This is a genomic window from Bradyrhizobium sp. CCBAU 51745 (genome assembly GCF_028128715.1).
GTDB lineage: Bacteria > Pseudomonadota > Alphaproteobacteria > Rhizobiales > Xanthobacteraceae > Bradyrhizobium > Bradyrhizobium manausense.
The window spans coordinates 417,026-439,065 of record NZ_LBJP01000003.1; the positions used below are offsets into that span (position 1 = coordinate 417,026).

The window sequence follows — 22,040 nt, forward strand, 5'->3', positions numbered from 1 at the left end:
TTCAACGGGATTGGCCGATTCTGAAGTTTTCGTCGTTTTCCAAGGCCATCTTTTCCGAGGCCATCTTTTCCGAGGCCATCTTTTCCAACGCCATGGCCGCCGACCGGGCCAGCGCATCGCGACGGAATTCGGTCGGCGTCAGGCCGACTTCCGCCTTGAACGCACGGTTGAACGGTCCGATCGACTGGAAACCGGCGTCCATGGCGATCGTCAGCACCGCAACGTCCCGTTGATCCGGATCGGACAACGCCGCCTTGGCCTCGTCGATGCGATAACGGTTGAGAAAGGCATTGAAGTTGCGATAGCCGAGGCCCTCATTGATGGCCTGGCGGAGCCGGTATTCCGGCAGGTCGAGCTTGGCCGCGAGGGCGCCGATGGTGAGGCCTTCCTGCCGATAGATCCGTTCGACCGTCATCAAGATGTCGAGCCGGCGCAACAGCAGCGACGCTGTGGCATCGCGACGGCCGCCGGCCGCTTTGATCGGAAGCATCCGATCCGCAGTTTCGGAGGTAGTCGTCGCCGCCATCACGGGGACAGCCGGCGGCGGATGGAACAGGGCCCATCCGGCGAGTGCCGCGATGGCCAGCAGACCGGCCGATGTGACCAGGCTGGCTGATATGCCGACGCTCCTGGCCGAGATCGACGTCAGGTCCGGGACGGACAGCAAGACGACAATGAGCAGCGCGAGAATCAGGACTGCGAGCCGCAGCCGGCGCCGGCCGGGGACAAGGTCGGTCTTCCACGTCCTGACCGTCTGCACGGCTGCGGAGAGCGACAGGATAATCGCCAGCATCGACATCGATCGAACGCCTGCCTTGGCGAATATCGGCCACGTCGTCCAGGTGAAGATCACCGAGAACCAGACGGCGACGACGGCCAGCCACAGGGCGCCGTGCCAGCGCCGAACCACGAAATCGTCGTCGAAACTCGCACGCGCCCACAACCATACGAGCACCGGATTGGCGCCGAGGACCGGCATGATCCACCAGACCGCTGCCTTCGGCACGAACGGTGCCGTCACGATTGCGTAGAGCGCGCCCGAAGCGGCCATGGCGACGCTGAGCCATTTGATCGTATCCAGCGGGCGAACACGCCCCAGGGTTACGACCACCATCATCAGGAAAAGACCGGCAACTGCGCCGCGCAGGCCGAGGTCAAGTGCGGTGGCTTCCATGCTGTCCGTGATTCCCACCGGCGAAACCCAAGATGTTGCAGGTGCCAGCGGATTGTTGCCGTCGAAGCGCCGCTCGGCAATTCATGTGCAGACGCTACAACCTGGAGGATAGTCGGACGCGCGTCCTGTGGCAAACCATGAACGTTCGCGTGTCAGCCGAACTTGTAGGGTAGCAGGCGTTCGCCGAAAGCTTCGCCGCGCCAGATCAATTGCAGGCCCGCGACGATCTCCGCCCCGTAGATGGCGTAGGGGATTTCGATCGACTTCAGCCAGGGTGCAACCCATTGGTTGAGAGGCGTGCCGTCGATGCTGACCAGTTCGCAATCGCCGGGGATTTTCAGGCCGCGTTCAAGCGCGCGCCGGTTCACGCCATAGGCGATCTGGTCGCTCACGCAGAGGATGGCGTCCGGCCTGTCGCGGCCGCCGAAAATTCGCGCACCGGCATCGTAGCCTATCTGCAGATGCGATCGCCCGTCTCCATCGGCCCGGATGATCGCGTCGTCGGACCATCCACGCTCCCGCAGTCTGGCCAGGAAGCCCGACACACGGTCGCGCGATGCGGACGAGCCCAGCCGCGGAAAAACGACGGCCGGGGCGCGCCGTCCGAGATCGGCGAAGTGGTCGGCGACGGCCGCGCCGGCTGCGGAATCGTCGATACCGACGAACGGACCGTTGCCGCTTGGATTGCGGCGGGTCACGAAGACCGTCGGGGCGCCGGACGCGGACAACTCGCTCAACCCGGGGCTGGCGACGGCCGCAACGAGGACATAGCCGCGCACCATCTGGGCCCGCATCGCGTAGAGATATTCGTCCTGAAGTTCGGGTCGGTCGTGCGTATCGCACAGGACCATGACATAGCCGGCCTCGCGCAGTGCGGCCTCGGTCGAGCTCGCGATGGTCGCCATGGCCGGATTGTCGAGATTGGCCGCGATCATCGCCACAAGCTGGCTTTGTCCGCTCTTGAGCGCCCGTCCGACCGGGTTTGGCCGGTAGCCGACCGCCTCGATCGCATCGAGCACCCGCGCCACCGTCGCCGGGGAGGCGCGGCGCATCTCACCGTTGACGATCCGCGATACGGTCGAAACGGAGACGCCGGCCCGGGCCGCAACGGTGGCAAGTGAGACGTCTTCCGGCATCGGCCTCCATGGGGACTGGTCCGAATGCAACCTATAGCGACAGTTGAGCCTGCTTCCGAGGCCCGCCATGACGATTTAAACCACGATTGACAGCTTGGCAAACGTTTGCCAAGATCGTTTTGCCGTTAGGAGCGCCACTGGGTCTGCCCCTGGTGTCCGCGTCAGCGGAAGCGGGCGCCCAAGCGCGTGACAAAACGGCATCCGCCGCCCCGGGGGCGGACGCCAATGTGGAAGGAAACGTCTGGTGCTGAAGGATCCGTCGGAGAACGGACCCGTTGCGCCTGTCTCACGCGGCCCCAGCAGGGCCGGCGAGTGTGGAGGAAGGAACGATCATGCGTGCCATCACCCCCGTCATCGCGTCTCTTGCGCTGTCCCTTCTGTCCGCCAGCGTACTCGGCGGGCCTGCCGCGGCCGAAACGACGACTCTCCGAATGGCCTGGTACTCGGACGGCAACGAAGGCGAGGTGATGGCCGACCTGCTCAAGCGCTTCCACGAGCAGAACCAGGACATCGACGTCGTTCTCGATCAGGTGCCCTACAAGGCGGTCAACGAGAATCTGCCGGTGCAGCTGGCCTCGGGCCAGGGCCCCGACATCGCGCGTGTCGTCGATATGGGCGGCTTGTCGCGCTTCGCGCTCGATATGCGTCCCTTCCTCAAGGACCCCGGCTATTGGGAGGCGAATTTCGGCCCCTTCCTCGAATGGATGCGCCCGGCGGGCGACACGCAGGCCATTCCGGGCTTCATGACCCAGCTCACCGTCACCGGCCCCTTCGTCAACAAGACCCTGTTCGAGCAGGCCGGGGTCGCGATGCCGGGCGAGAAGGCGACCTGGGAGGACTGGGCGAAGGCGGTGAAGGAGGTTGCGGGCAAGGTCCAGGCGCCGTTCCCGCTCGCGCTCGACCGCTCGGGCCATCGCTTCTATGCGCTTGCCGTGTCGCAAGGCACGAAGGTTTTCGCCGCGAACGGCGAGCCTGATGTCGTCGACGAGGGCTTCAAGCGCGCCGCGCAGCTGGTCTACGACTGGCACAAGTCCGGCGTCATGTCGAAGGAGCTGTGGGGCTCGGTCTCCGGCACGGCCTATCGCGGCGCCAACGACGAATTCAAGAACGCGCAGGTCGTCATGTACCTGTCCGGATCGTGGCAGATCGCCCAGTTCGCCAAGACCGTGGACAACGCCTTCGACTGGGTGGCGGTCCCCAACCCTTGCGGGCCGGGGGGATGCAGCAGCATGCCGGGCGGCGGCGCTCTCATGGCCTTCAAGTCGACCCAGCATCCCAAGGAAGTGGCGCGGCTGATGGATTATCTCGCAAGCGAACCGGTGCTGGCGGAGTTCTGTGCGCGCTCGCTGTTCGTGCCCGGCCATCTCGGGCTCGCCAAGAAAGGCCTCGATTATCCGACGGCGAGCCCCGAAGCCGCCGCGGCGCTGAAGATCTTCACCGCAAGCGCCGCCCAGGTTTCGCCGCTCGCTTACCGGACCCAGGGCTACATCAACAGCCGGATCATCTTCAACGCCGTCATCAGCCGGCTCGGGCAGGCGGTGTCAGGCGAAACGAGCCTCGAAGACGCCGAGAAGCGCATCACCGCTGATGTCGCGCAGCAGATCGCCGAGCGCAACAAGAAGTGACGGCGACGGGTTCACAGGATCGAAGGATCACCGCGATGTCGGACACTCCGTCCGCTGCCCGCCCGCAGCCCGGCATGGCCGCAGGCGCGCTCGCGCGCGTCGCGGTCCTGCCCGTGGACCTCGCGCTGCGCCTGTTCGATCCGCCGATGCGTTGGCTGCAGCGCGTGATCGGCGTGCGGCGCATGGCCTATGTGTTCCTGCTGCCCAACTTCGCATTCTTCGGCCTGTTCGTGTTCCTGCCGATCGGCATCAACATCGTGTTCTCGGTGACCGGCGGCTCGGCGCTGTTTCCCTCCGAGCGTCCCTATGTCGGCAGCAACCAGTTCGCCTATCTGTTCGACTGCGGCTCCTTTCTCGATCCGGCCAGCTGCCGCGAGGATCACTTCTGGCGTGGCGTCGCCAATACGGCAAAGTTCGTCGTATTTCAGGTGACCGCGATGGTGCTGTTCTCGCTGATCACCGCGCTGGTCCTCAACATGAAGATCCGCGGGCGCGGCTTTTTCCGCGCGGTATTTTTCTTCCCGGTCCTGCTGTCGCCCGTCGTCGTTGCGCTGATCTGGAAATGGATTCTGCAGCGCGACGGGCTCCTCAACGCGGCCATCACCACGCTCGGCGGCCAGAAGATCCTGTTCTTCGTCGATCCCAGCTGGGCGATGTTCTGGGCGGTGTTCGTATCGGTGTGGGCGCATATGGGGTTCTACACCTTGATCCTGCTCGCCGGCCTGCAGGCGATCCCCGCGGACCTCTACGAGGCTGCGGAGATGGACGCAACGCCGCGCTGGCGCGTGCTGACACGCATCACGCTGCCGCTGCTGTGGCCGAACATGATCGTCGTGATCGTGCTCGCGCTCATCAAGGGCGCGCAGACCTTCGACGAGGTCTTCGTGCTGACCGGCGGCGGTCCGGGCACCGCGACACTGATGGTCGTCCAGTACATCTACGAGACCGGCTTCGCCAGCCAGGTGCAGAATTTCGGTCTTGCCGCCGCCGCGTCGGTCGTGCTCGGTCTGGTGCTTTTCATCCTGACGCTCCTGCAATTCGCCGCCGCGCGGCGCAAAGAGATCTGAGGTAGCCGCCATGCGCCTTGGGATTTTGCTTGGTCAACGTCGCAACGGCCCCGGACGGCCGCTGCATTGGACCGACATCGCAGCCTATGCCTATCTCGCGCTCGGCGTCGTGCTGATGTTCGGGCCAGTGCTGTGGCTGGTGCTGTCATCGTTCAAGACCCAGAGTGCGCTCCTGGAGTTCCCGCCGTCGCTGCTGCCCTTCGCACAGGTCGAAGTGACGGTATCAGGCCAACCCCAGAAGCTGCCGCTGTTCCGCACGACGCTTCCCGATGGCTCGGTGCGCGAACTGGCGCAGGTTCGGCGCATCGGGCTTGTCGCCCAGATGGTCGATCCCGCCGATCCCTCAAAACAGTTTCGCGTGGCGATCGACAAGCGCGAACCGGTGCGCCGCGTCGCACTCGCGACCGAGAACTACACCGAGCCGCTGCAGCGCTTCGCCTTCATCCGCTTCCTGTTCAATTCGGTCTTCGTCACGGTGGTCGCCACGCTGATCACGCTGCTGATCAATTCCATGGCGGCCTATGCGCTCGCGATCTACGCGTTTCCCGGCAAGCAGGCGGCGACGCTTGCGGTGATCGGAACGCTGATGATCCCGATGACCATCATCCTGGTGCCGGTCTATCTGGTGGTGACCGAGCTCGGCCTTTCCAATTCGCTCTGGGCGGTGATCCTGCCGGGTGCGGCGACGCCGACGGGCGTGTTCCTGCTGCGGCAATACATGCTGACGCTGCCGAAGGATCTGATCGAGGCGGCGCGCATGGACAAGGCTTCCGAGTGGCAGATCTATTGGCGCATCGTCGTGCCGCTGACCCTGCCGGCCCTGGCGGTTCTTTCGATCTTCTCGATCATGTGGCGCTGGAACGAATTCCTGTGGCCGCTCGCGGTCCTGACCAAGACCGAGGTCTACACGCTCCAGATCGGCCTCAATGCCTTTCAGGGCGAGCTCCAGACCCAGTGGCACTACCTCCTCGCGATGACGGTGGTGACGCTCGCCCCCGTCGCCCTCGTCTTCGTGTTCCTGCAGCGCTTCATCACGACGGGCATCGGCTCGACGGGAATGAAATGACCAATCGGGCAATCGATCATGGCTGACCTGAAACTCACCGCCGCGCGAAAATCCTTCGGCAGCATCGACGTGCTGCACGGCATCGACCTCGCCGTGAAGGATGGCGAATTCGTCGTCTTCGTCGGCCCGTCGGGCTGCGGAAAGTCGACGCTGCTGCGCGTCATCGCCGGCCTCGAAAACGTGACGAGCGGCGAGATCCATATCGACGGCGAACGCGTCACCCACCTGCCCGCCTCCGAGCGGGGGCTGGCCATGGTGTTCCAGTCTTACGCGCTCTACCCACATATGAGCGTCCGCAAGAATATGGGCTTTGCGCTCGAGAACATGGGACTGAAGCCGTCCGAGATCGCGGCGCGGGTCGACCGCGCCGCCGTCATGCTGCGTCTGGCGGACTATCTCGACCGCAAGCCCAAGGCGCTCTCCGGCGGGCAGCGGCAGCGCGTCGCCATCGGCCGGGCCATCGTGCGCGATCCGAAGATTTTTCTGTTCGACGAGCCATTGTCGAACCTCGACGCCGAACTCCGCGTCGCGACGCGCAAGGAGCTTGCCGCTCTGCATGCCAATATCGGCGGCACGATGATCTATGTCACGCACGACCAGGTCGAAGCCATGACGCTGGCGGATCGCATCGTGGTGCTCAAAGCCGGCCGCATCGAGCAGGTCGGCACGCCGCTCGAACTCTATAACCACCCCTCGAACGCCTTCGTCGCAGGTTTCATCGGCTCTCCCCGCATGAACTTCCTGCCCGCGACCGTGCTGTCCGACGACGGCACGCTGCGCCTCAGCGTTGGCGAACGCGACATCGCGTTGCCTCGCACCGCGTCCGGCCTTGCCACTGGGGCGCGCGTGACGCTCGGCATCCGGCCCGAACATATCGACGTCGTCCCCGATGCGGGCATGCTCGCCGCGACAGTCGATCTGGTCGAGCAGCTTGGCGGCGAGACCTTCATCTATGCCACGCCTCCCGGCCTGCCGCAGATCACGCTGCGCCAGAATGGCCAGTCGCGCTTTGACCGCGGCGATGCCGTCGCGATCCGCTTCGCACCCGACCATTCGCATATCTTCGACGCAACCGGCGCGGCTCTCGCCCGGCCGTGATCGTCTCCGGAGCCTGATCAAATGAAAGCCTTGACCCACGGCCGCTTCCGCGGCCTCGACGGCCACGCCGCGCTGTTCGACCTCGCGACCGCGCCGGCGGCGGCCCCACTCGCCACCTTGCGTATCGCGATTCTCGAGCGCGACATCGGTCGCGTCACCCTGCGCCGGCCGGAGGGCTATCGGCTCGATCGCGGCTGGGCGATCGCGCCCGATCGAATGGAGCCGCCATTCGAGGGCCGGCCGCGCGACGACATCTCCGGCTTTGCCAATCCGGCCACGACCGCGTCGGAGGACGGCGGCATCGTCACGCTGGCCGCCGCGGGTCTTCGCGCACGCGTGCGGCTCGATCCGTTCGGCATCGCCTGGTACCGCGACGGCGAGGACCAGCCATTCCTGCAGGACCGCCCGACCCAGGCTTATCTCCTGTCGCGCAAGACCAATGCGTTGCTGCACGCGATGGAACGGCATGAAGACGAGCGCCATTACGGCCTCGGCGACAAGGCCGGTCCGCTCGATCGCACCGGCCGGCGCTTTTCGATCGATGCCGTCGATCCCTGCGGCTTCGACGCCGAGCTGTCCGATCCGCTCTACAAGATGCTGCCGTTCTTCATCGTGGACGGCGCAAGCGGCGCGCACGGCATCTTCTACGACAACCTCGCGCTTGGCTCGGTCGACCTCGGCTGCACCATCGACAATTACCACGGCCTCTTCCGCTTCTATCGCGCCGAGGATGGCGACCTCGACTATTACGTGCTCGCCGGACCGACCGTATCAGAGGTCACGCGCCGGTTTTCCTGGCTGACCGGCGGACAGGCCTTCGCGCCCCGCTGGACGCTCGGCTTCGCGATGACGACGATGACCATCGCCGACGCACCGGACGCGGACGCGCGCATCACCGGCTTCATCGAGGATTGCAGGCGCCACGGCATCCGTTGCGACAGCTTTCACTTCGGCTCCGGCTACACCTCGATCGGCAACCGTCGCTATGTCTTCAACTGGAATCGCGACAAATTCCCCGATCCGGCCGCGACGATGGCGCGGCTCAAGGCATCGGGCATGCAGCCGGTCACCAACATCAAGCCCTGCCTGCTCGATGATCATCCCCGACTCAGCGAAGCCAAGGCGCGCGGCATCCTCGTCGCGGACGGCGGGACCGGCGAGCCGGCGGTCGCGCAATTCTGGGATGGTCTCGGCTTCCATGTCGACTTTACCAACCCGAAAGGCCGGCAGTTTTGGGCGGACGGCATCCGCGACGCGCTGCTCGCCTATGGCGTGACGGCGGTCTGGAGCGACAACAACGAGTACGAGATCTGGGATGAGGACGCGGTCTGCAACGGCGACGGCCGTCCGTTCCCGCAGACACTCGCCCGCCCCGCACAGGCGCTATTGATGCACAAGCTCGCCTACGAGACGCAGGCCGCGCAGGCGCCCGGCAAACGCCCTTATACGATCACGCGCGCCGGCGGCGCCGGCATCGCCCGCTACGGCCAGACCTGGAGCGGCGACAACGAGACCGCCTGGAAGACGCTGCGCTACAATCTCACCCAAGGCCTGAACATGAGCCTATCAGGGTTTTACAACATCGGCCACGACGTTGGCGGCTTCCATGGTCCTTCGCCGGGACCGGAACTGCTCTGCCGTTTCGTCGAGTTCTGCGCGCTGTGGCCGCGCATGGTGATGAATTCCTGGAAGTCGAGCGGCATCGTCAACACTCCGTGGATGCATGCGAGCGTGCTCCCGCAAGTCCGATCCGTCATGGAGCTTCGCCACAGCTTGATCCCCTATCTCTACACGCAGATGTGGCGTGCGGCAGTGGAAGACGTGCCGCCGGTGCGGCCGCTGTTGTGGGATTTCGGTTTCGACGCGATTGCTGCGACCGTCGAAGACGCGTTCATGCTTGGCCCCGATCTCCTTGTCGCCCCGGTTCTCGGTGAGGGGGCGACAACGCGCGAAGTCTATCTGCCCGCTCATCCCGGCGGCTGGTACGACTGGCATGACGGGACGCCATTCGAAGGCGGGCGAACCATCACCGTGGCAGCGCCTCTGGGCCGGCTACCGCTGTTCGCGCGCGCGGGCTCGATCGTTCCGATTGAAGACGACAGGGGGCTGACCGCCATCGTGTTCGGCGCGCCCGATCGCGGTGGTTCCGGTCTTGTCTATGTCGACGATGGCGAGACGTCGGATTGGCGCAAGACAGGCAGGACGATCGAATTCCACCTGCGCCGCGACGATAATGGCCTCGTGCTCGACGTCAGCGGAGCGGAGCTCTCGGCACCAATCCGCGTCCGCGGCGTCGGCGTGCCGAATCTGCGGCTTGCCGGCACAGTCGAGTGAGCCGCGTCTGGCGCACTTGTCGCGAGATCCGAGGGACGTGGTGCCCCGGGGGGTAGAGAATCACAGAGATGGTGCGCCATTCAGAACAAAACTACGAACTCGTCTCATTGGAATGACTTTATGATTTTTGACGCAAGAGTATCACGGACATAGGCTCAGATCCGGCCGGTGTCCGTCTTGCCCTTCGTCCGTCTTGCCCCTCACCAGGATCGGGATCTTGGTGTCATCGCAATGGGCTTTCCGATTGGAATCTAACAATTACCTGAGCGGCCCGCTCACACCGGGCCAGCGAAATCATAACGCTGCGGCCACAGTCGTATTGAGGGAAACGGAGAGCGTACGACAACCGCTACGGCACCCGACGAAAAACGTCGCTTCCTCGCAGAGTTTTCATAAGGCCGGTATTCCTGTCCACATAAGCAAGCTCCCAACCGGTCCTCAGAATATCATTGCCAATCAAGCTTCCGACCCATGCGGTGATAGAGTTGCAGGATTTCATGGCGTTCTTCCACACAACCACGAATCTAACCGCATTCGCGCTGGTCTCGCCAACCAAGTCAAACGGAATACCTTGGCAATCAAATCCAGCCGCATTGTTGGTATATACGCCTCGGAAGGAGCCGGCCGCCGCACCGGGCCATATCCTCATCTCCGAACCACGCGCATTCTTCCAAACCGAAGGAAGCGGTAGCGTTTGCGCAGAAGCACTTGAAAGGCTCAAGCCGACAACAAGCAAAAAGGCTGATATAAATCGAAGCATAGAACAAGACCTCGGTTGGCATAACCTCAAAGCACAACCTTCAATATACAATCTCTTTTGTTGCGTCAAACGGATGCATAACGACACTAGCACGTGACGAGGATTTTGCCTTGACGACCTTCACGAGCATTGTGCGCGAGCGCTTGGCCGATCTTGGCAAGAGGGTAGCAAGCTTCGACAGGGGTGGCCGCTACGCCACATTGAATGAGATTCGCAACAGCACTCATTTCCCGCGCAAGCTCGCCGCGCTCCACGAAATGTACCCAGTCGCGAAGGCGAAAAAAGCGAAGGTCGATATCGGGACGCGTCGTGGTCAATGACACGGGCAGCGGGGTCCCCGACAGCAGTCCATAATGCAAGTGCACGCCATTTACGCGCAGCCCCGACGCCAGTCGCGCCCCCTCCTCGCCCCCTACCGCGTCGAACACGATATCCAATCCGGCGCCGCTTGTGACTTCAGCAATGAGAGCCGATAGCCTGTCGCCCGGTTCCACAAGGGTACCACGCAAGTTGAGGTCGGAAAGAAGCTGAAGTGATCTTGGATTTCTCACGATGGCAATCGGACGTATCCCGACCCGATTTGCCAACTTGATCAGAATCCGCCCAATTGCGGATCCGGCTGCGTTTACCGCCACGTGCAAAGCAGGCGACGACATAAGCGACCTACTCAGCAACAGGGCTGTCAGCGGGTTCACATAGGCGAAGGCGGCCTGTTCATCCGATAGGCCTGCGGGAACGCGAAAACACCACCGGCTGTCCGTCACCTTGAATTTTTGCCAAGCGCCAGCACTACCCAGAGGCCAAACCCGGTCGCCAACATTGAGGAAGGAATCGCCGCCGGTCGCCTCGACGACACCTACGCCTTCGTAGCCAGGCACAAAAGGCAGTTCAGTCCGGTGGGCATACGCGCCAGAGATTGTAATAATGTCAGAGGGATTGATTGCGCAATGCGTCATCCTCACCAGAACGTGGTCAGTTGCAAGAGGTGGAGGACGATATGTCTCGATTTTGACTACGCGCTCGGCCGGCCCGAAATTTCGAACAATTGCGCGCTGATAATACTCGTCTTCCGAACGCATCGCAGTGTATGGTATCCATCGAGTTCTAAACGCACGTCCGAAGATTGACATGCAGAGTGGCTCTTCGTCCAATCCAATAAGTTCTCGATTTCGTATCCCGTTCCGGGACGTGGATATGCATGGCCATGTCCACAATGGCGCTTATCTTTCTTACATCGAGACCGCCATAAACGATTTTCTTCGCCATTCTGGATTGGAGGGCCACTTCGTGCCGGGGGCCGAGGGCCGTAGCTACCATGTCAAGAAGACTGAGCTGACCTACGAAAGCCCGCTTGGATTCGACGAGGCCGTCGTGGCGCGGGTGCGCGTTGGGCGCATCGGCAATTCCAGTCTCACCTTTGAGGGCTCTATAGAGCGCGAGTCGGACAACGCCGTGTCCGTGCTAGGGACCGTCGTTTGGGTATGCGTCGACACCAAGACCCGGACGGCGACCTCAATTCCCAGCGGCACGCGCCAGGCAATATCAGCCGCTCTAAATATGAGCTCCTGATTCTTGAGCCCCGAACGCTTTTCATCCAGCGGTCTAGCTGCTAGGCCGTCGACACTACGAAGCCCTGGGACGCCCGAGGAAGATCGGACGCCGCGTCCTTTTGGTCGTGTTGGCGAGCGTGGCGTGCTCGAATAGTTCCTACACCTACGCTGAACGGTTCACGTCGTCTTCATCACCAAGACGATGTCGTCACCCTTAACACTCGTGCCGGGTGAACGGAGAATCCGCTCGACTTTTCCATCGTACGGCGCGCGAACGAACAGTTCCGATTTGACTGATTCCACGACGTACAATTCGTCACGCGCTTTGACGACCTGCCCTTCCTTGACCGAAACTTTCAAAAGAACACCATCAAGGCGCGCAAGAATTTCCTTGGTCATAGGGAGCACCTCCGATCAGAGATAAGACTTGGTAAGGTAGCAGAACGGCCATGATAAATCCAGTGGTAGAGTCGACATGACACTATTCGGTGCCAACGGAGGGAAAGCACACGCGTCCGGTCTCACATGAACCAATGCAGGACAGAGCCCATGTTCCGCAAATCATGCCCCCTCACCATCGACCCCGGCCAGAATATCCTCAAGTTGATGCATCGCTAGCTCGAAGAGGATACCTCACCGACTCGCGCCGTAACGTGACCGCCGGAGCCAAACTCCAGAATCTCATGACCGCGAGAAGTGGCAAAGGGACAAACGAGCCAATGTTCGAATTGCCCTAATGCCGCCGCGACATTTGCCATTTCCGTTTGATTTTGCGGTCAGTCCACCAGCTCGGCAACATATTGGACAACCACGTGCTGCCGGCCATACCTCGCGGGAAACTGATCCGCGCCAAATTTCGTTCAATTCCGGACTTGACCGCTTCTGCCGCGTCTTCGGCAGACATGCCGTCTTTGCCAGCGGCGGAGGTCATTGGGGTTAAAACAAACCCGGGGCAGATAACGCTGACCGCGATTCCCTTGCTGGCCAATCGTCCGCGCAGCGCCTCTCCGTAGAGACGCGCCCACGCTTTGCTTGCTGTGTATCCCGGCGGACCTCCAAACGCCCGGAAAGCGGCAAGCGAACTCATGATCGCGATATGCCCATGCCGTCTGGAGAGCATCGCATCTACTGCCGGCTCGACAGTGTTCAGAACACCCAAGATATTCGTGCTCACCAACTGCCTGGCAAATGCTGAATCTTCCTGGCTTTTGGCAATACCAGCGTTCGCGATCACCAGATCCAAGGGATATTTGTGGTCAACTGCTGTGATGGCACTCGCCATCGCGGCCTGGTCTGCGACATTCAGAACAAGCGCCGAAGCATCAGCTCCGCGGGCTTGGCAACGAGCGGCGGCATCGGAAAGCCGCCGATCGTCGCGACCAACAAGGGCGAGGTGCACACCTGGACTTGCATAGGCCACCGACAGGGCTGCGCCTATCCCGCTAGAGGCCCCCGTAATAAAGATGCTCTTTGGAGTTGTCTGCATTAGAGTTCTCCGACCCATTGAAACAGCGTGGTGAGCCCAAGCCCGCCACCAATCCCGAGCATCGCCATTCCAAGAGCGCCATCTGCTCGCCGGCGCAAGAATTGGGAGAACAGCCGCGTCACGAGTATCGCACCAGATGCGCCGAAGGGATGTCCCAGAGCGAGAGCGCCTCCTTCGTGATTGACCTTATCGGCAGCAATACCGAGACGATCCAGCGAGCCGAGAACTTGCGCAGCAAATGCCTCGTTGAACTCGATCAGTTCAACTTTGTCGAGCGTGAGAGATGGCAATCGTCGCAACAGCCGATTTGTCGAGTCGACGGGCCCGAGACCGAGCAGATTTGGATCGACTCCAGCCGAGGCCGCGTCGATGAACATCAACCCCTGCTTCAGGCGAAGCTCACGGGCCAGGCGCCTGCTCAAGATCATCGTCACGGAGGCGCCATCGTTGAGCGGGCACGAATTTCCCGCTGTGACGGTTCCGTTCTCGACAAAGACGGGCTTTAGCGACGAGAGAGCATCCAACGACGTGTTGCGGCGCGGGCATTCATCACGATCTATCACCGCGCGTCGAGTCTCGATGGGAACAATTTCCTCCTCGAAAGACCCCGCATCGATCGACGCGATGGCCTTCTGATGGCTAGCAAGAGCGAAGATGTCCTGGCGCTCGCGCGTAATGTTGCATTCACGGGCTACATTTTCTGCCGCGACACCCATTTCCGGATCGCCGATGTCGTCGGGGGAAAAGCGCGCCCTGTTGTAGAAACGAGGTAGACCGCCTTTGGTGCGCGGCTTTTCAATCCGCCAAGGAGCCCTGCTAGTCGACTCGACGCCTCCCGCAACGTACCACTCGCCAGCGCCCGATTGCACCAGCCTGCATGCAAGAATGATCGCCTCCAATCCTGAGCCACACTGCCGGTCTACGGTTAGCCCGGGGACACTGACGGGCAGGCCAGACGCCAACGCCGCAAGTCGGGCTATGTTGCCGCCAGCCGCCATCGCATTGCCAAGAATGACGTCGTCGATCAGGCCGGGCCGAGCGTCAATTCTGCTGAGCATATGGCGGATGATTGGTGCGACGAGTTCGTGTGGCTCGACGTCCTCGAATGCTCCGAAGGCACGACCAATCGGTGTACGAAAAGCCGAAACAACGATAGGCTGACGATCAGGTTGTAAGTTCGATGGAGTCATACTGGCCATCTTGAAGCAGTTCTGCGATCTTTCCCCTGGCGATTTTGCCGCTGGTTGTCATCGGCCATGACGATGTCCTGTAGAGGTCTCGGGGTATCTTGTACCGTGGAAGCGATTTGCCCGCTTCTTCGAGGATACCTTTGCCACCCTCAAAGCTCCCACACAGTATCGCGACCAGACGCGTCCCCAGATACGCATCATCGACGCCAAGAACAACGGCTTCATCCACTTCGGCAATATTCTTCAGCACGGCTTCCACTTCCGAGACGTATACGTTGAAGCCGCCAGTAATCAGCATGCCTCCCTCTCGCCCCATCACAGTCAGGGCACCGTTTGGCTTGAGCTCGCCAATGTCGCCCACGGTTGCCCCGCTCGAATCGACTCTAAAGGCTTTGCCATCATCGCCCCAAAGATACCCGTCGCAAATCAGGTCACTCTTGACGTAGATGGTTCCTACGGCCCCATCGCCAAGCATCTGCTCGGAGCGCCGTACACTAATCTCGACCCCTGGGTACGCCTTCCCCACTGTGCCGATCGGCGTTTCGGGGTCGGAGGGATGTACGGTCGAAACGGAAACAAAACCCAGTTCTGATGCTCCGTAGTACTCCATGATGCGAGCTTGGGGGAACATGCTGCGCATCAGCGCAACGTGCTTGCTGCTGAGCTTGGCGCCTGCAGTCAGCACGTCCCGAATCGACGGAAAGATAGGGGATGGGGGTGAGACCCGCTCCGCGAGCGCGCTGACCATCGTTGGGACCGCGACTAATCTGTCGATGTCGCCACGGCTCAGCGCGTTCGCCACGAGATCGGCATTCCATTGCTTCACAGTGTGGAACGTGCCGCCGCTGTGAAGGGTCTCAGCCAGAGAGTACAACGCCAGACCGTGGGCGAGAGCGCCCGGGCACATAGTAGCAGGAGCATCCTGCAGGCCGAACAGGGGCACTCCACGAGCCAGACTTGCGCGCCACGCCGCGCGCGACCGACTATAGGCTTTCGGTTGAGAGGTCGTGCCGGAGGTGAAATTCACCAAGAAGGTGCCGTCTTCTGTCTCTGGCGGCTGTTTAGGGTCGGCCGGCGGATTGCCTTGACGTGGCTTCACGAACGCATCGGCAGTCTCGACGTTAAATCCCATGCGCCTTGCAATATCTGCAACGCTGGTGCTCGTCGTCTCTGTGACGATCAGATCCGGCCTCAGTCTTGTCAGTATATCCTGAAGCTGGCTGGGCAGCATCTTGGGATCAAGAACCGCGCACACGTTATTTCCGTGAGTGGCGCCAACAAACAATTCAGGGAAGAGCAGGTGGTTTCCGAGATCGAGCGCAACGACCTTTTCAACCCGATTCAAGATGGGAAGCTCCTTCCGGCTCCCTGGCAACGACGCGACATAAGCCCAGAATAATTGCGATCGATTTTCCAGTTCGGCAAAACTGCGCACCTTGCCATCAATTATGAAGGCGGGCTTATCTGGGGTGGCCGCGGCGTGGTGATGAAGCTGTTGATGAAACGGCATGTAAAACCCGACTCGTCGCTAGCGATCTACTCCGGCGTCAAGCGCAGGTCGGTGCACGTCGCACCGGCACGCACAGTGCCTCGGACGCGGGCGTGATGCCTGATTTCGTCGCTCATCCAAGACCCTGGATATCCAACTTATCAAAACAAACAGGAACTACCAGAGGTTTAGTTTGCACTGGGAGACAATTATCCGCAAATTTCGAGAAGCGGGCGATGTCATGCGATGCGTCCGAATGGAGTTTTCGCACGGCCTATTGTCGCGCTAGCCGCTTCCGTCTGATCTGCTCTGGCCGACTGAGCGGGATTTTGATTTCTTAGTGTTTCACCTGCCGGTGATCCGACTTGCCCCCCCGAGACGCTGCCTGCCGGGCCTAAGAGAAGACCATCCAACGGCTGCTTCTTCGCAGGGGTCGCGAGAGGTCCCAACCAGTCAGGGTCTCCGTGCGAATTACTTGGCCGCGGCTACCGCAACTTTACGCGCCAACATCACCGGTCGAGAACGCCCGCACTTCACCTCCGGGCAATTCGAGAAGCAAGAACCCTGCGTTGCTCACGCCACGACAGAGCCCTTCGACGCGGACTGTCCGAGCCTCGTTAAGCGCAATCGATATGGACTGTCCATATCGCCAGATATTTCTACTATAGGCGTCTGCGATCGGCACGAAACCGGCTTGGGTCCAGCTTTCAAAGCGCGCCAACCAGCTACTTGCGATCCGTTCAACGAGAGCTAATCGTTCGATGTCGCAGAAGCGACCGAGGGAAGTCGTAGGGTAGATTACCCCCTCCGGTTCCGATGCAAGATTGACCCCGATCCCGACATAGATCCTGTTGGCGTCGCTCTCGATGAGAGTTCCAGAGATCTTTGCATCATCAACAACTATGTCATTCGGCCATTTGATCTTCACCGCAGCCCGATCATTGATCAGATCTCGCAAGACGTCGTGTATCGCGAGGCCAGTCGTCAATGGCAAAGTCGTGAAATCTTCATGCTCCGCATTATGGGGCAGCGTAATTGTCATTGCGACATTGTTCTTTGGGGCGTGCCAGACGCGACCAAAACGGCCTCTTCCGGCCGTTTGCTTGGCCGCAGACACCACAAATGCACCGTCGCTTCCAAGCTCGACCAAGCGTTTGGCCTCAGCATTGGTGCTATCCAACTCATCATAGTCGTGAATAGGAATAGCGCACTTAGATCGACCGATCATGTTCCTTCCTGCGACCTTGCATCCAGCTGTCCGTCTACCGGCAACTCTGCTCGCGGTTAATGATCGGGTATGAACGTCGTACGGACATGGCTATAACCGAGGCGAGAACGGCTTTAGCCAAGTCGCCAGGCACAAAAGGTAGCGAGCCAAGCATCGCCTGGTTCGGGCTCAGGTGTAGCAAGGCGGCCATCCAGGGAATTCCCATCAGATAGCTAATTCCGAGCCCGCCTATGACGCAGAACGCGATCGTCTTGGGTAGCGTCAGATTTCTCCAACAGCTCTCGACCGCGTAGCCAACAAACAAGGCAATCACGGGCCAGGCGAGAAGGAAACCTCCGGTCGGCCCCAAAAACACCGCGAAGCCACCGCGGCCACCCGCGAGCAGCGGTAGACCGACCGCCACCAAGATAATGAACAGAACCTGCGAGAGCAGGCCGCGCTTCGCGCCGAGAATTGTCCCTGCCAGGAGCGGGCCAATGTTTTGCACTGTGATTGGAACGCCAGTGACTGGCAATGGAAATGGCGGAAACAACCCGACGGCGGCCGTCACCGCTGCAAACAGAGCGATGTAAACGATATCTTTGGTCGCCATGGCTCCCCCACAACCAGAGCATTCTACGGGTCGTAGGCTCGCGCATCAATAGCATTGGCGACATCGTCCGCCATTTTCAGAGTCCTTATGATGACCGGCAGCGCTACCGCGATCACACTCCGCTCCAAACCGCGAGCCCTCTGAGCCTCTCTGACCTCGGCCGTGATCTTTGCAACCACTGGAATAAAACGAAGCGCCAGCGACAGTCCGAGACTGACCTTAGCTGGGTTGATGCCAATACGCCGCAACCCCCCGATACTCCCCTCAACGGCTTCGATCATGGACGAAGCCGGCGTGCTCAACGTCACCAATGATGCCAACAGGAGAAGAGCAACGAATCGCGAGACCACTAGCCCCGCGAATACCGCGTCTCTGGTGAACAGCTGGAACAGGAAAATGACCAAGAATATCCAGGAGGCGGGACGAATTTGCGCTATGAGGATTCTGCCGGGGATCTCAGCGAGAACGTACAGCCATACGATTCCGCTCAAGACAGCACCGATGATCCAAATGTCGTGAATTAGAAAGAGTGCTGTACCGCCGACCAGCAATAGAAGGACTTTGATCCCGGCAGGCAGTTGGTGGATAATCGAGTCCCGATGAAGGTACGTGCCTAGGCTCATGAGAGACGCTCTACGTACCGCGCTAACGCCGAAGACGGACTGTCGTCGATCACAACTCCTCCGTCCTCGAACGCGATGACTCGATCGAAGCTGCGAAGGAAGTCAAGATCGTGGGACACTACGATCGCGGTCTGTTCGAGCGAGTCGATGACCTCAGCAATGCGTCTCTTGTTCCGCAAATCAAGGAGCGTTGTCGGCTCATCCATCACGACATAGGTTGGCTCCATCGCCAGCACTCCGGAAATCGCTATGAGTTGCTTCTGGCCGCCGCTCAGATGATGAGAGGCATGCTTGCGAAATGGGAGCAGGTCATATCGGCTCAGTGCCTCGGTGACCTTCTGATCGACGAGCTCCTTTGGAAGCTTTAGGTTCTTTAGCCCAAAGGCAAGATCTTCGTCCACAACCGGAAAAACGATCTGGTTGTCCGGATTCTGGAAGACAAAGCCGACCTTCTTGCGAACCTGCTTGCCGTCCCTTTTTGTGTCGAATCCGTCGACGACGACCTTGCCTTCAGTCGGCAGCTGAAGGCCGTTGAGCAAGCGCGCAAAGCTACTTTTTCCCGACCCGTTCGATCCGACAATCGCGATCCGCTGTTCGGAGAGCGTTAGATTGATATTCCTGAGTACTGAGAATCCATCATAGCTCAAGGAAACGTCGTTGATTTCGATCATTGGCTGTCACTATCTGCTGGACGCACACCAGTTTGCAACTTTCGCCCTGTCAGGCAATCGAAAGCGCCTTTGTTCGCCTAGCAGGTCAGGCCCTTCCTTTGAAGTCTTGACGGCGGTAGGCCTATGGAAGGAGCTGATCAATCTCCCCTGTTTGGATGTCCTCAACACTTCTCTCACCTTGATTGCCGCGTGGGCAGCCGGCAGCTGCAACGATCCTATACGGAACCGCAGGCGCGGCATGACCAGGCACCCCGCCTCAACTCTTGTGAGCGTCGGAATCTCGCGATGGCGCCGGCACAATTGCTGGCGGCGTGAATGCCTTCTCCGCCCGCCGGTGAACTCTTCCTCAACACCGAGACGCGCGGCAAAGCCCGACGAAAATCGCGAAATCGTCACACGCTTCACCCGCCTCCTGAGACAAGGGGGATATCAATCGCTATCGCTGCCGTTCGACTGCCGCACGCCCGGAGAGTTGAACCAGATCACAGCCGTATCGATCTGCAGCGCCTTTCTCAAGGCAGCGTCACGGAGCAAGCCCTCGGGCAGGAGCTTCGCCTCCGCTCGTAGAGTTTGCGCCTCTCTTATGAGACGCTCCTCAAGTGCCGCTGCCTGTTGAACATGGCCCTGGGACAGCATGGCAAGCTCCTTTTCCTAGAGGAAGGCGGGAGCGCACCGGGCGTTCTCATCACAGGCAAAAGCCACGATCCGCACTGTGACACCCAATCCTTATCCGAAAGCAGCCGGAATGCGAGTCATTTAAATCGCTTGATTTGCTTTGGACGAGGTCGCTTACGGCGTGCTAACGTTTGATATCACCGCACGGTCCGCGGCATCTATCGGTGACCGAGAGCCGAATGCTCCCGCTTCGTACAGACTGGAGATGGTGATGCAAAACGGCGCTGGACCTTTCTCAGAGACTGAGCTGACGATCGTGGAGCGCTATACGCGCGCCGCGGTCGAGGACTTGGATAGTCCCGAGATCCTGGACTTGCTTGAGAAAATCGAGGACGAGATCAGAAGACGGACCGCCATAGCAACCGATCGAGAATAGATCAGACTCGTCTCTCGGCCTGTGCTATCGTAGCCAATGCGAGAAATTTCAGTCACATGTTTGGTCCTGATCTGGGCCACCTCGGCAGCGGCCCAAACGGCCGCGCGGCAGCAGCTTCAGCACGGCTTGGTCTCACGACAGGCCAGTGCAGGAATGACAATGAGCTTCTCCTTTCTCACCTCAAGGCCCTGCGTTAGCCTGTTCGAAAATCCAGAAATCCGACTTAAGGACGTTCCGCAAGGAGCGGCTTCAATCCTCGTGCAGCTTACCCAAGCTGATCACGAATACGGCGGCCAGGAAGTTCTCCTGCCAAAGAACGGCATCCTTCCGGCTGGCGCTCTTCGGACGTTCGGACCTTGCAACCCCGGTGTCTACCAATATGAGGTGACCGTTAAGTCGGCCGCTGGCGAAGTCCTGGGGCGGGCGCGGCAATCGCGTTCGTTTCCCGATGATATCGAGTTCAAACCGCCGTCGAACGAGCTACCCTGAAGGGAGCGAGCGGGAGCAACGGAAGGGGGCCTGACAGCAGGCGGCAACTAGAATGCGGTATGCACCGTGAGGTCAAAGAGTGCTGGTTGGCTCGACAGCCATAGTGCTGTTTGGCGCCGCGCTCATCCGGTGGTCAGCGTTCGGACTGTTCGTTGATCGGGACTTATTTTCATACCCCAGGGCGGCCCGCCTTCTCCCATTCAACCTGAGGGCAGTAAGGGCCAGTGAACGTCGGCTGTTGACCCCGACCGGACCTTCCAAGTTGGGACCGCTTTTGATATAAGCGCGTGTAACGTAGCCTACGGTTTGTAGGGGATCTACGAAATGGATCCAGTCAGCGACCCAGCCAAGCTGAAGGCAGAGGCGACGTATAACGCGGCAGCGGACCACTTTGATGATGGCCCGCTTGCGTTCTGGGATCGCTATGGTCGGCTCACCGTGCAAAGGCTCTCGCTCGCACCGGGATCGGCGGTGCTTGATGTCGGTTGCGGGAGCGGCGCTTCCGCCATACCAGCCGCGATCGATGTCGGACCGCAGGGGCGAGTTATTGGGATCGACCTTGCAGAACGGCTGCTGACGATCGCGCGCTCGAAAAGCCTCGCGCAACATCTGCACAACGTCGAGTTCCGTCGTGCTGACATGACGGCACTGAGCTACCCAGATGCATCATTCGACGCCGTGATCTCGGTGTTTTCGCTGTTCTTCGTGGCCGATATGGTCGCTGAGATTCGCGAACTGTGGCGCGTGCTGCGGCCCGGCGGAAAGCTCGCCATCACCACCTGGGGGCCAAGAATGTTCGAGCCTGGCTCTGAAGCATTCTGGTCGGCGGTGAAGGAGTTCCGTCCCGATCTCGTCGCAACCGTCAGCCCTTGGGAGCGCATCACCAGGCCGGACGCGCTGCGCCAGCTTCTGTCGGAGAGTGGGATCCGCGGCGCTGAGGTCACCTCCGAAGACGGCAAGCAACGGCTTCAGTCTGTGGAGGATTGGTGGACCATAGTGCTCGGTTCAGGTTACCGCTGGACGGTCGAGCAGATGAGCGAGGGCGAAAGAGCCGGGGTCAAAGCCGCGAACCTGAAGAAGCTGCGGGAGAGCGGTACAACGTCAGTCGAGACAAACGTGATCTGCGCCATCGCGCCGAAGATTTAGCATCGATCCGGCACCGCAACGCGAACCTGGGGTGCCCGCAAGTGACACGCGATTCGCTCACCCAAACGGCTTTTGCGACTGCCAGCAGCGGGCCATGCGCTCCCGACGTAGGATGCGACTATGTGCTGCCGATGACGTAGTTAGATCGATCAAATTCGGTACAATGTGCCTCCGATGGATGATCTGATGCTGGCTCATCGATGAAACGACGGGTGTTTCTTGCGGGCTTGTGGGCCGCGGCTTACGGAGATCTGTCGGCGGCTCT

The 22,040-nt window shown here is 60.7% G+C and carries 22 protein-coding genes; 9 read left to right on the forward strand and 13 right to left on the reverse strand.

Annotated features, from left to right (window positions below):
* Position 1: 1 nt before the first annotated feature.
* The gene (locus tag XH98_RS04675; RefSeq protein ID WP_271617924.1) at positions 2 to 1,174 is read right to left on the reverse strand and encodes a helix-turn-helix domain-containing protein; all 1,173 of its coding nucleotides are present in this window, start codon (positions 1,172 to 1,174) and stop codon (positions 2 to 4) included.
* Between the two features lie 152 nt (positions 1,175 to 1,326).
* Entirely contained in the window at positions 1,327 to 2,310 is a 984-nt protein-coding gene (locus XH98_RS04680; RefSeq protein WP_271603657.1) for a LacI family DNA-binding transcriptional regulator, read from the reverse strand.
* 332 nt (positions 2,311 to 2,642) lie between these two features.
* On the opposite strand from XH98_RS04680, the gene XH98_RS04685 reads away from it, so the two are divergent.
* From XH98_RS04685 to XH98_RS04705, 5 genes are read left to right on the forward strand one after another with little or no spacing between them, the layout of a single operon-like run.
* On the forward strand, positions 2,643 to 3,935 hold the full coding sequence (locus XH98_RS04685) for an ABC transporter substrate-binding protein (protein WP_271617925.1): 1,293 nt from the start codon (positions 2,643 to 2,645) through the stop codon (positions 3,933 to 3,935).
* Positions 3,936 to 3,970: 35 nt separating this feature from the next.
* Positions 3,971 to 5,002: a carbohydrate ABC transporter permease gene (locus XH98_RS04690; protein ID WP_442868542.1), complete on the forward strand. Its 1,032-nt coding sequence runs from the start codon at positions 3,971 to 3,973 to the stop codon at positions 5,000 to 5,002.
* A gap of 10 nt (positions 5,003 to 5,012) precedes the next feature.
* The gene (locus XH98_RS04695) at positions 5,013 to 6,068 is read left to right on the forward strand and encodes a carbohydrate ABC transporter permease (protein WP_271603655.1); all 1,056 of its coding nucleotides are present in this window, start codon (positions 5,013 to 5,015) and stop codon (positions 6,066 to 6,068) included.
* Between the two features lie 15 nt (positions 6,069 to 6,083).
* Positions 6,084 to 7,166, forward strand: coding sequence for an ABC transporter ATP-binding protein (locus XH98_RS04700; RefSeq protein ID WP_442868547.1), 1,083 nt, complete (start codon positions 6,084 to 6,086; stop codon positions 7,164 to 7,166).
* Positions 7,167 to 7,187: 21 nt separating this feature from the next.
* Positions 7,188 to 9,500 carry a glycoside hydrolase family 31 protein gene (locus tag XH98_RS04705; RefSeq protein WP_271617926.1) on the forward strand — a complete coding sequence of 771 codons (2,313 nt, stop codon included), beginning with the start codon at positions 7,188 to 7,190 and terminating at the stop codon, positions 9,498 to 9,500.
* 349 nt (positions 9,501 to 9,849) lie between these two features.
* Here the strand turns inward: XH98_RS04705 and XH98_RS04710 are convergent, their stop codons facing one another.
* Together XH98_RS04710 and XH98_RS04715 are read right to left on the reverse strand one after the other, a co-directional pair.
* Positions 9,850 to 10,260, reverse strand: coding sequence for an avidin/streptavidin family protein (locus tag XH98_RS04710; RefSeq protein WP_271603652.1), 411 nt, complete (start codon positions 10,258 to 10,260; stop codon positions 9,850 to 9,852).
* Between the two features lie 86 nt (positions 10,261 to 10,346).
* Positions 10,347 to 11,339, reverse strand: coding sequence for a zinc-dependent alcohol dehydrogenase family protein (locus tag XH98_RS04715; protein WP_271617927.1), 993 nt, complete (start codon positions 11,337 to 11,339; stop codon positions 10,347 to 10,349).
* A gap of 49 nt (positions 11,340 to 11,388) precedes the next feature.
* Between XH98_RS04715 and XH98_RS04720 the strand changes: the two genes are divergently transcribed.
* Positions 11,389 to 11,829, forward strand: coding sequence for an acyl-CoA thioesterase (locus XH98_RS04720; protein ID WP_271603650.1), 441 nt, complete (start codon positions 11,389 to 11,391; stop codon positions 11,827 to 11,829).
* Between the two features lie 158 nt (positions 11,830 to 11,987).
* Here XH98_RS04720 and XH98_RS04725 read toward each other — a convergent pair whose 3' ends face one another.
* The 9 genes from XH98_RS04725 to XH98_RS04765 all read right to left on the reverse strand — a co-directional run bounded on the left by XH98_RS04725 (position 11,988) and on the right by XH98_RS04765 (position 19,725).
* Positions 11,988 to 12,209 carry a biotin/lipoyl-containing protein gene (locus XH98_RS04725; RefSeq protein ID WP_271603649.1) on the reverse strand — a complete coding sequence of 74 codons (222 nt, stop codon included), beginning with the start codon at positions 12,207 to 12,209 and terminating at the stop codon, positions 11,988 to 11,990.
* Positions 12,210 to 12,543: 334 nt separating this feature from the next.
* A complete protein-coding gene (locus tag XH98_RS04730; protein WP_271617928.1) occupies positions 12,544 to 13,296 on the reverse strand; it encodes an SDR family NAD(P)-dependent oxidoreductase in 753 nt (250 codons plus the stop codon).
* Positions 13,296 to 14,486 carry a thiolase family protein gene (locus tag XH98_RS04735; RefSeq protein ID WP_271617929.1) on the reverse strand — a complete coding sequence of 397 codons (1,191 nt, stop codon included), beginning with the start codon at positions 14,484 to 14,486 and terminating at the stop codon, positions 13,296 to 13,298. Before XH98_RS04735 ends, XH98_RS04730 begins: the two co-directional genes overlap by 1 nt.
* Positions 14,461 to 15,996 (reverse strand): AMP-binding protein, encoded by a 1,536-nt coding sequence (locus XH98_RS04740; protein ID WP_271617930.1) that lies wholly within the window; start codon positions 15,994 to 15,996, stop codon positions 14,461 to 14,463. The genes XH98_RS04735 and XH98_RS04740 overlap by 26 nt, the downstream gene beginning before the upstream one ends.
* Positions 15,997 to 16,471: 475 nt before the next feature.
* Entirely contained in the window at positions 16,472 to 17,203 is a 732-nt protein-coding gene (locus XH98_RS04745; RefSeq protein ID WP_271617931.1) for a biotin--[acetyl-CoA-carboxylase] ligase, read from the reverse strand.
* Positions 17,204 to 17,237: 34 nt separating this feature from the next.
* Complete coding sequence (locus tag XH98_RS04750) at positions 17,238 to 17,795, reverse strand: biotin transporter BioY (RefSeq protein WP_271617932.1); 558 nt, start codon at positions 17,793 to 17,795, stop codon at positions 17,238 to 17,240.
* 23 nt (positions 17,796 to 17,818) lie between these two features.
* Entirely contained in the window at positions 17,819 to 18,418 is a 600-nt protein-coding gene (locus XH98_RS04755) for an energy-coupling factor transporter transmembrane component T family protein (protein WP_271603643.1), read from the reverse strand.
* Positions 18,415 to 19,089 carry an energy-coupling factor ABC transporter ATP-binding protein gene (locus tag XH98_RS04760; RefSeq protein ID WP_271603642.1) on the reverse strand — a complete coding sequence of 225 codons (675 nt, stop codon included), beginning with the start codon at positions 19,087 to 19,089 and terminating at the stop codon, positions 18,415 to 18,417. The genes XH98_RS04755 and XH98_RS04760 overlap by 4 nt, the downstream gene beginning before the upstream one ends.
* Positions 19,090 to 19,518: 429 nt before the next feature.
* Positions 19,519 to 19,725 (reverse strand): hypothetical protein, encoded by a 207-nt coding sequence (locus XH98_RS04765; protein ID WP_271603640.1) that lies wholly within the window; start codon positions 19,723 to 19,725, stop codon positions 19,519 to 19,521.
* Positions 19,726 to 19,975: 250 nt separating this feature from the next.
* Here XH98_RS04765 and XH98_RS04770 point away from each other — a divergent pair, with 250 nt between their 5' ends.
* From XH98_RS04770 to XH98_RS04780, 3 genes are all read left to right on the forward strand, one after another.
* Entirely contained in the window at positions 19,976 to 20,140 is a 165-nt protein-coding gene (locus tag XH98_RS04770) for a hypothetical protein (protein ID WP_271603639.1), read from the forward strand.
* A gap of 159 nt (positions 20,141 to 20,299) precedes the next feature.
* Positions 20,300 to 20,629, forward strand: coding sequence for a hypothetical protein (locus tag XH98_RS04775; RefSeq protein ID WP_271603638.1), 330 nt, complete (start codon positions 20,300 to 20,302; stop codon positions 20,627 to 20,629).
* A 324-nt stretch (positions 20,630 to 20,953) separates the two neighbouring features.
* Positions 20,954 to 21,775 (forward strand): class I SAM-dependent methyltransferase, encoded by an 822-nt coding sequence (locus tag XH98_RS04780; protein WP_271617933.1) that lies wholly within the window; start codon positions 20,954 to 20,956, stop codon positions 21,773 to 21,775.
* Positions 21,776 to 22,040 lie beyond the last annotated feature (265 nt).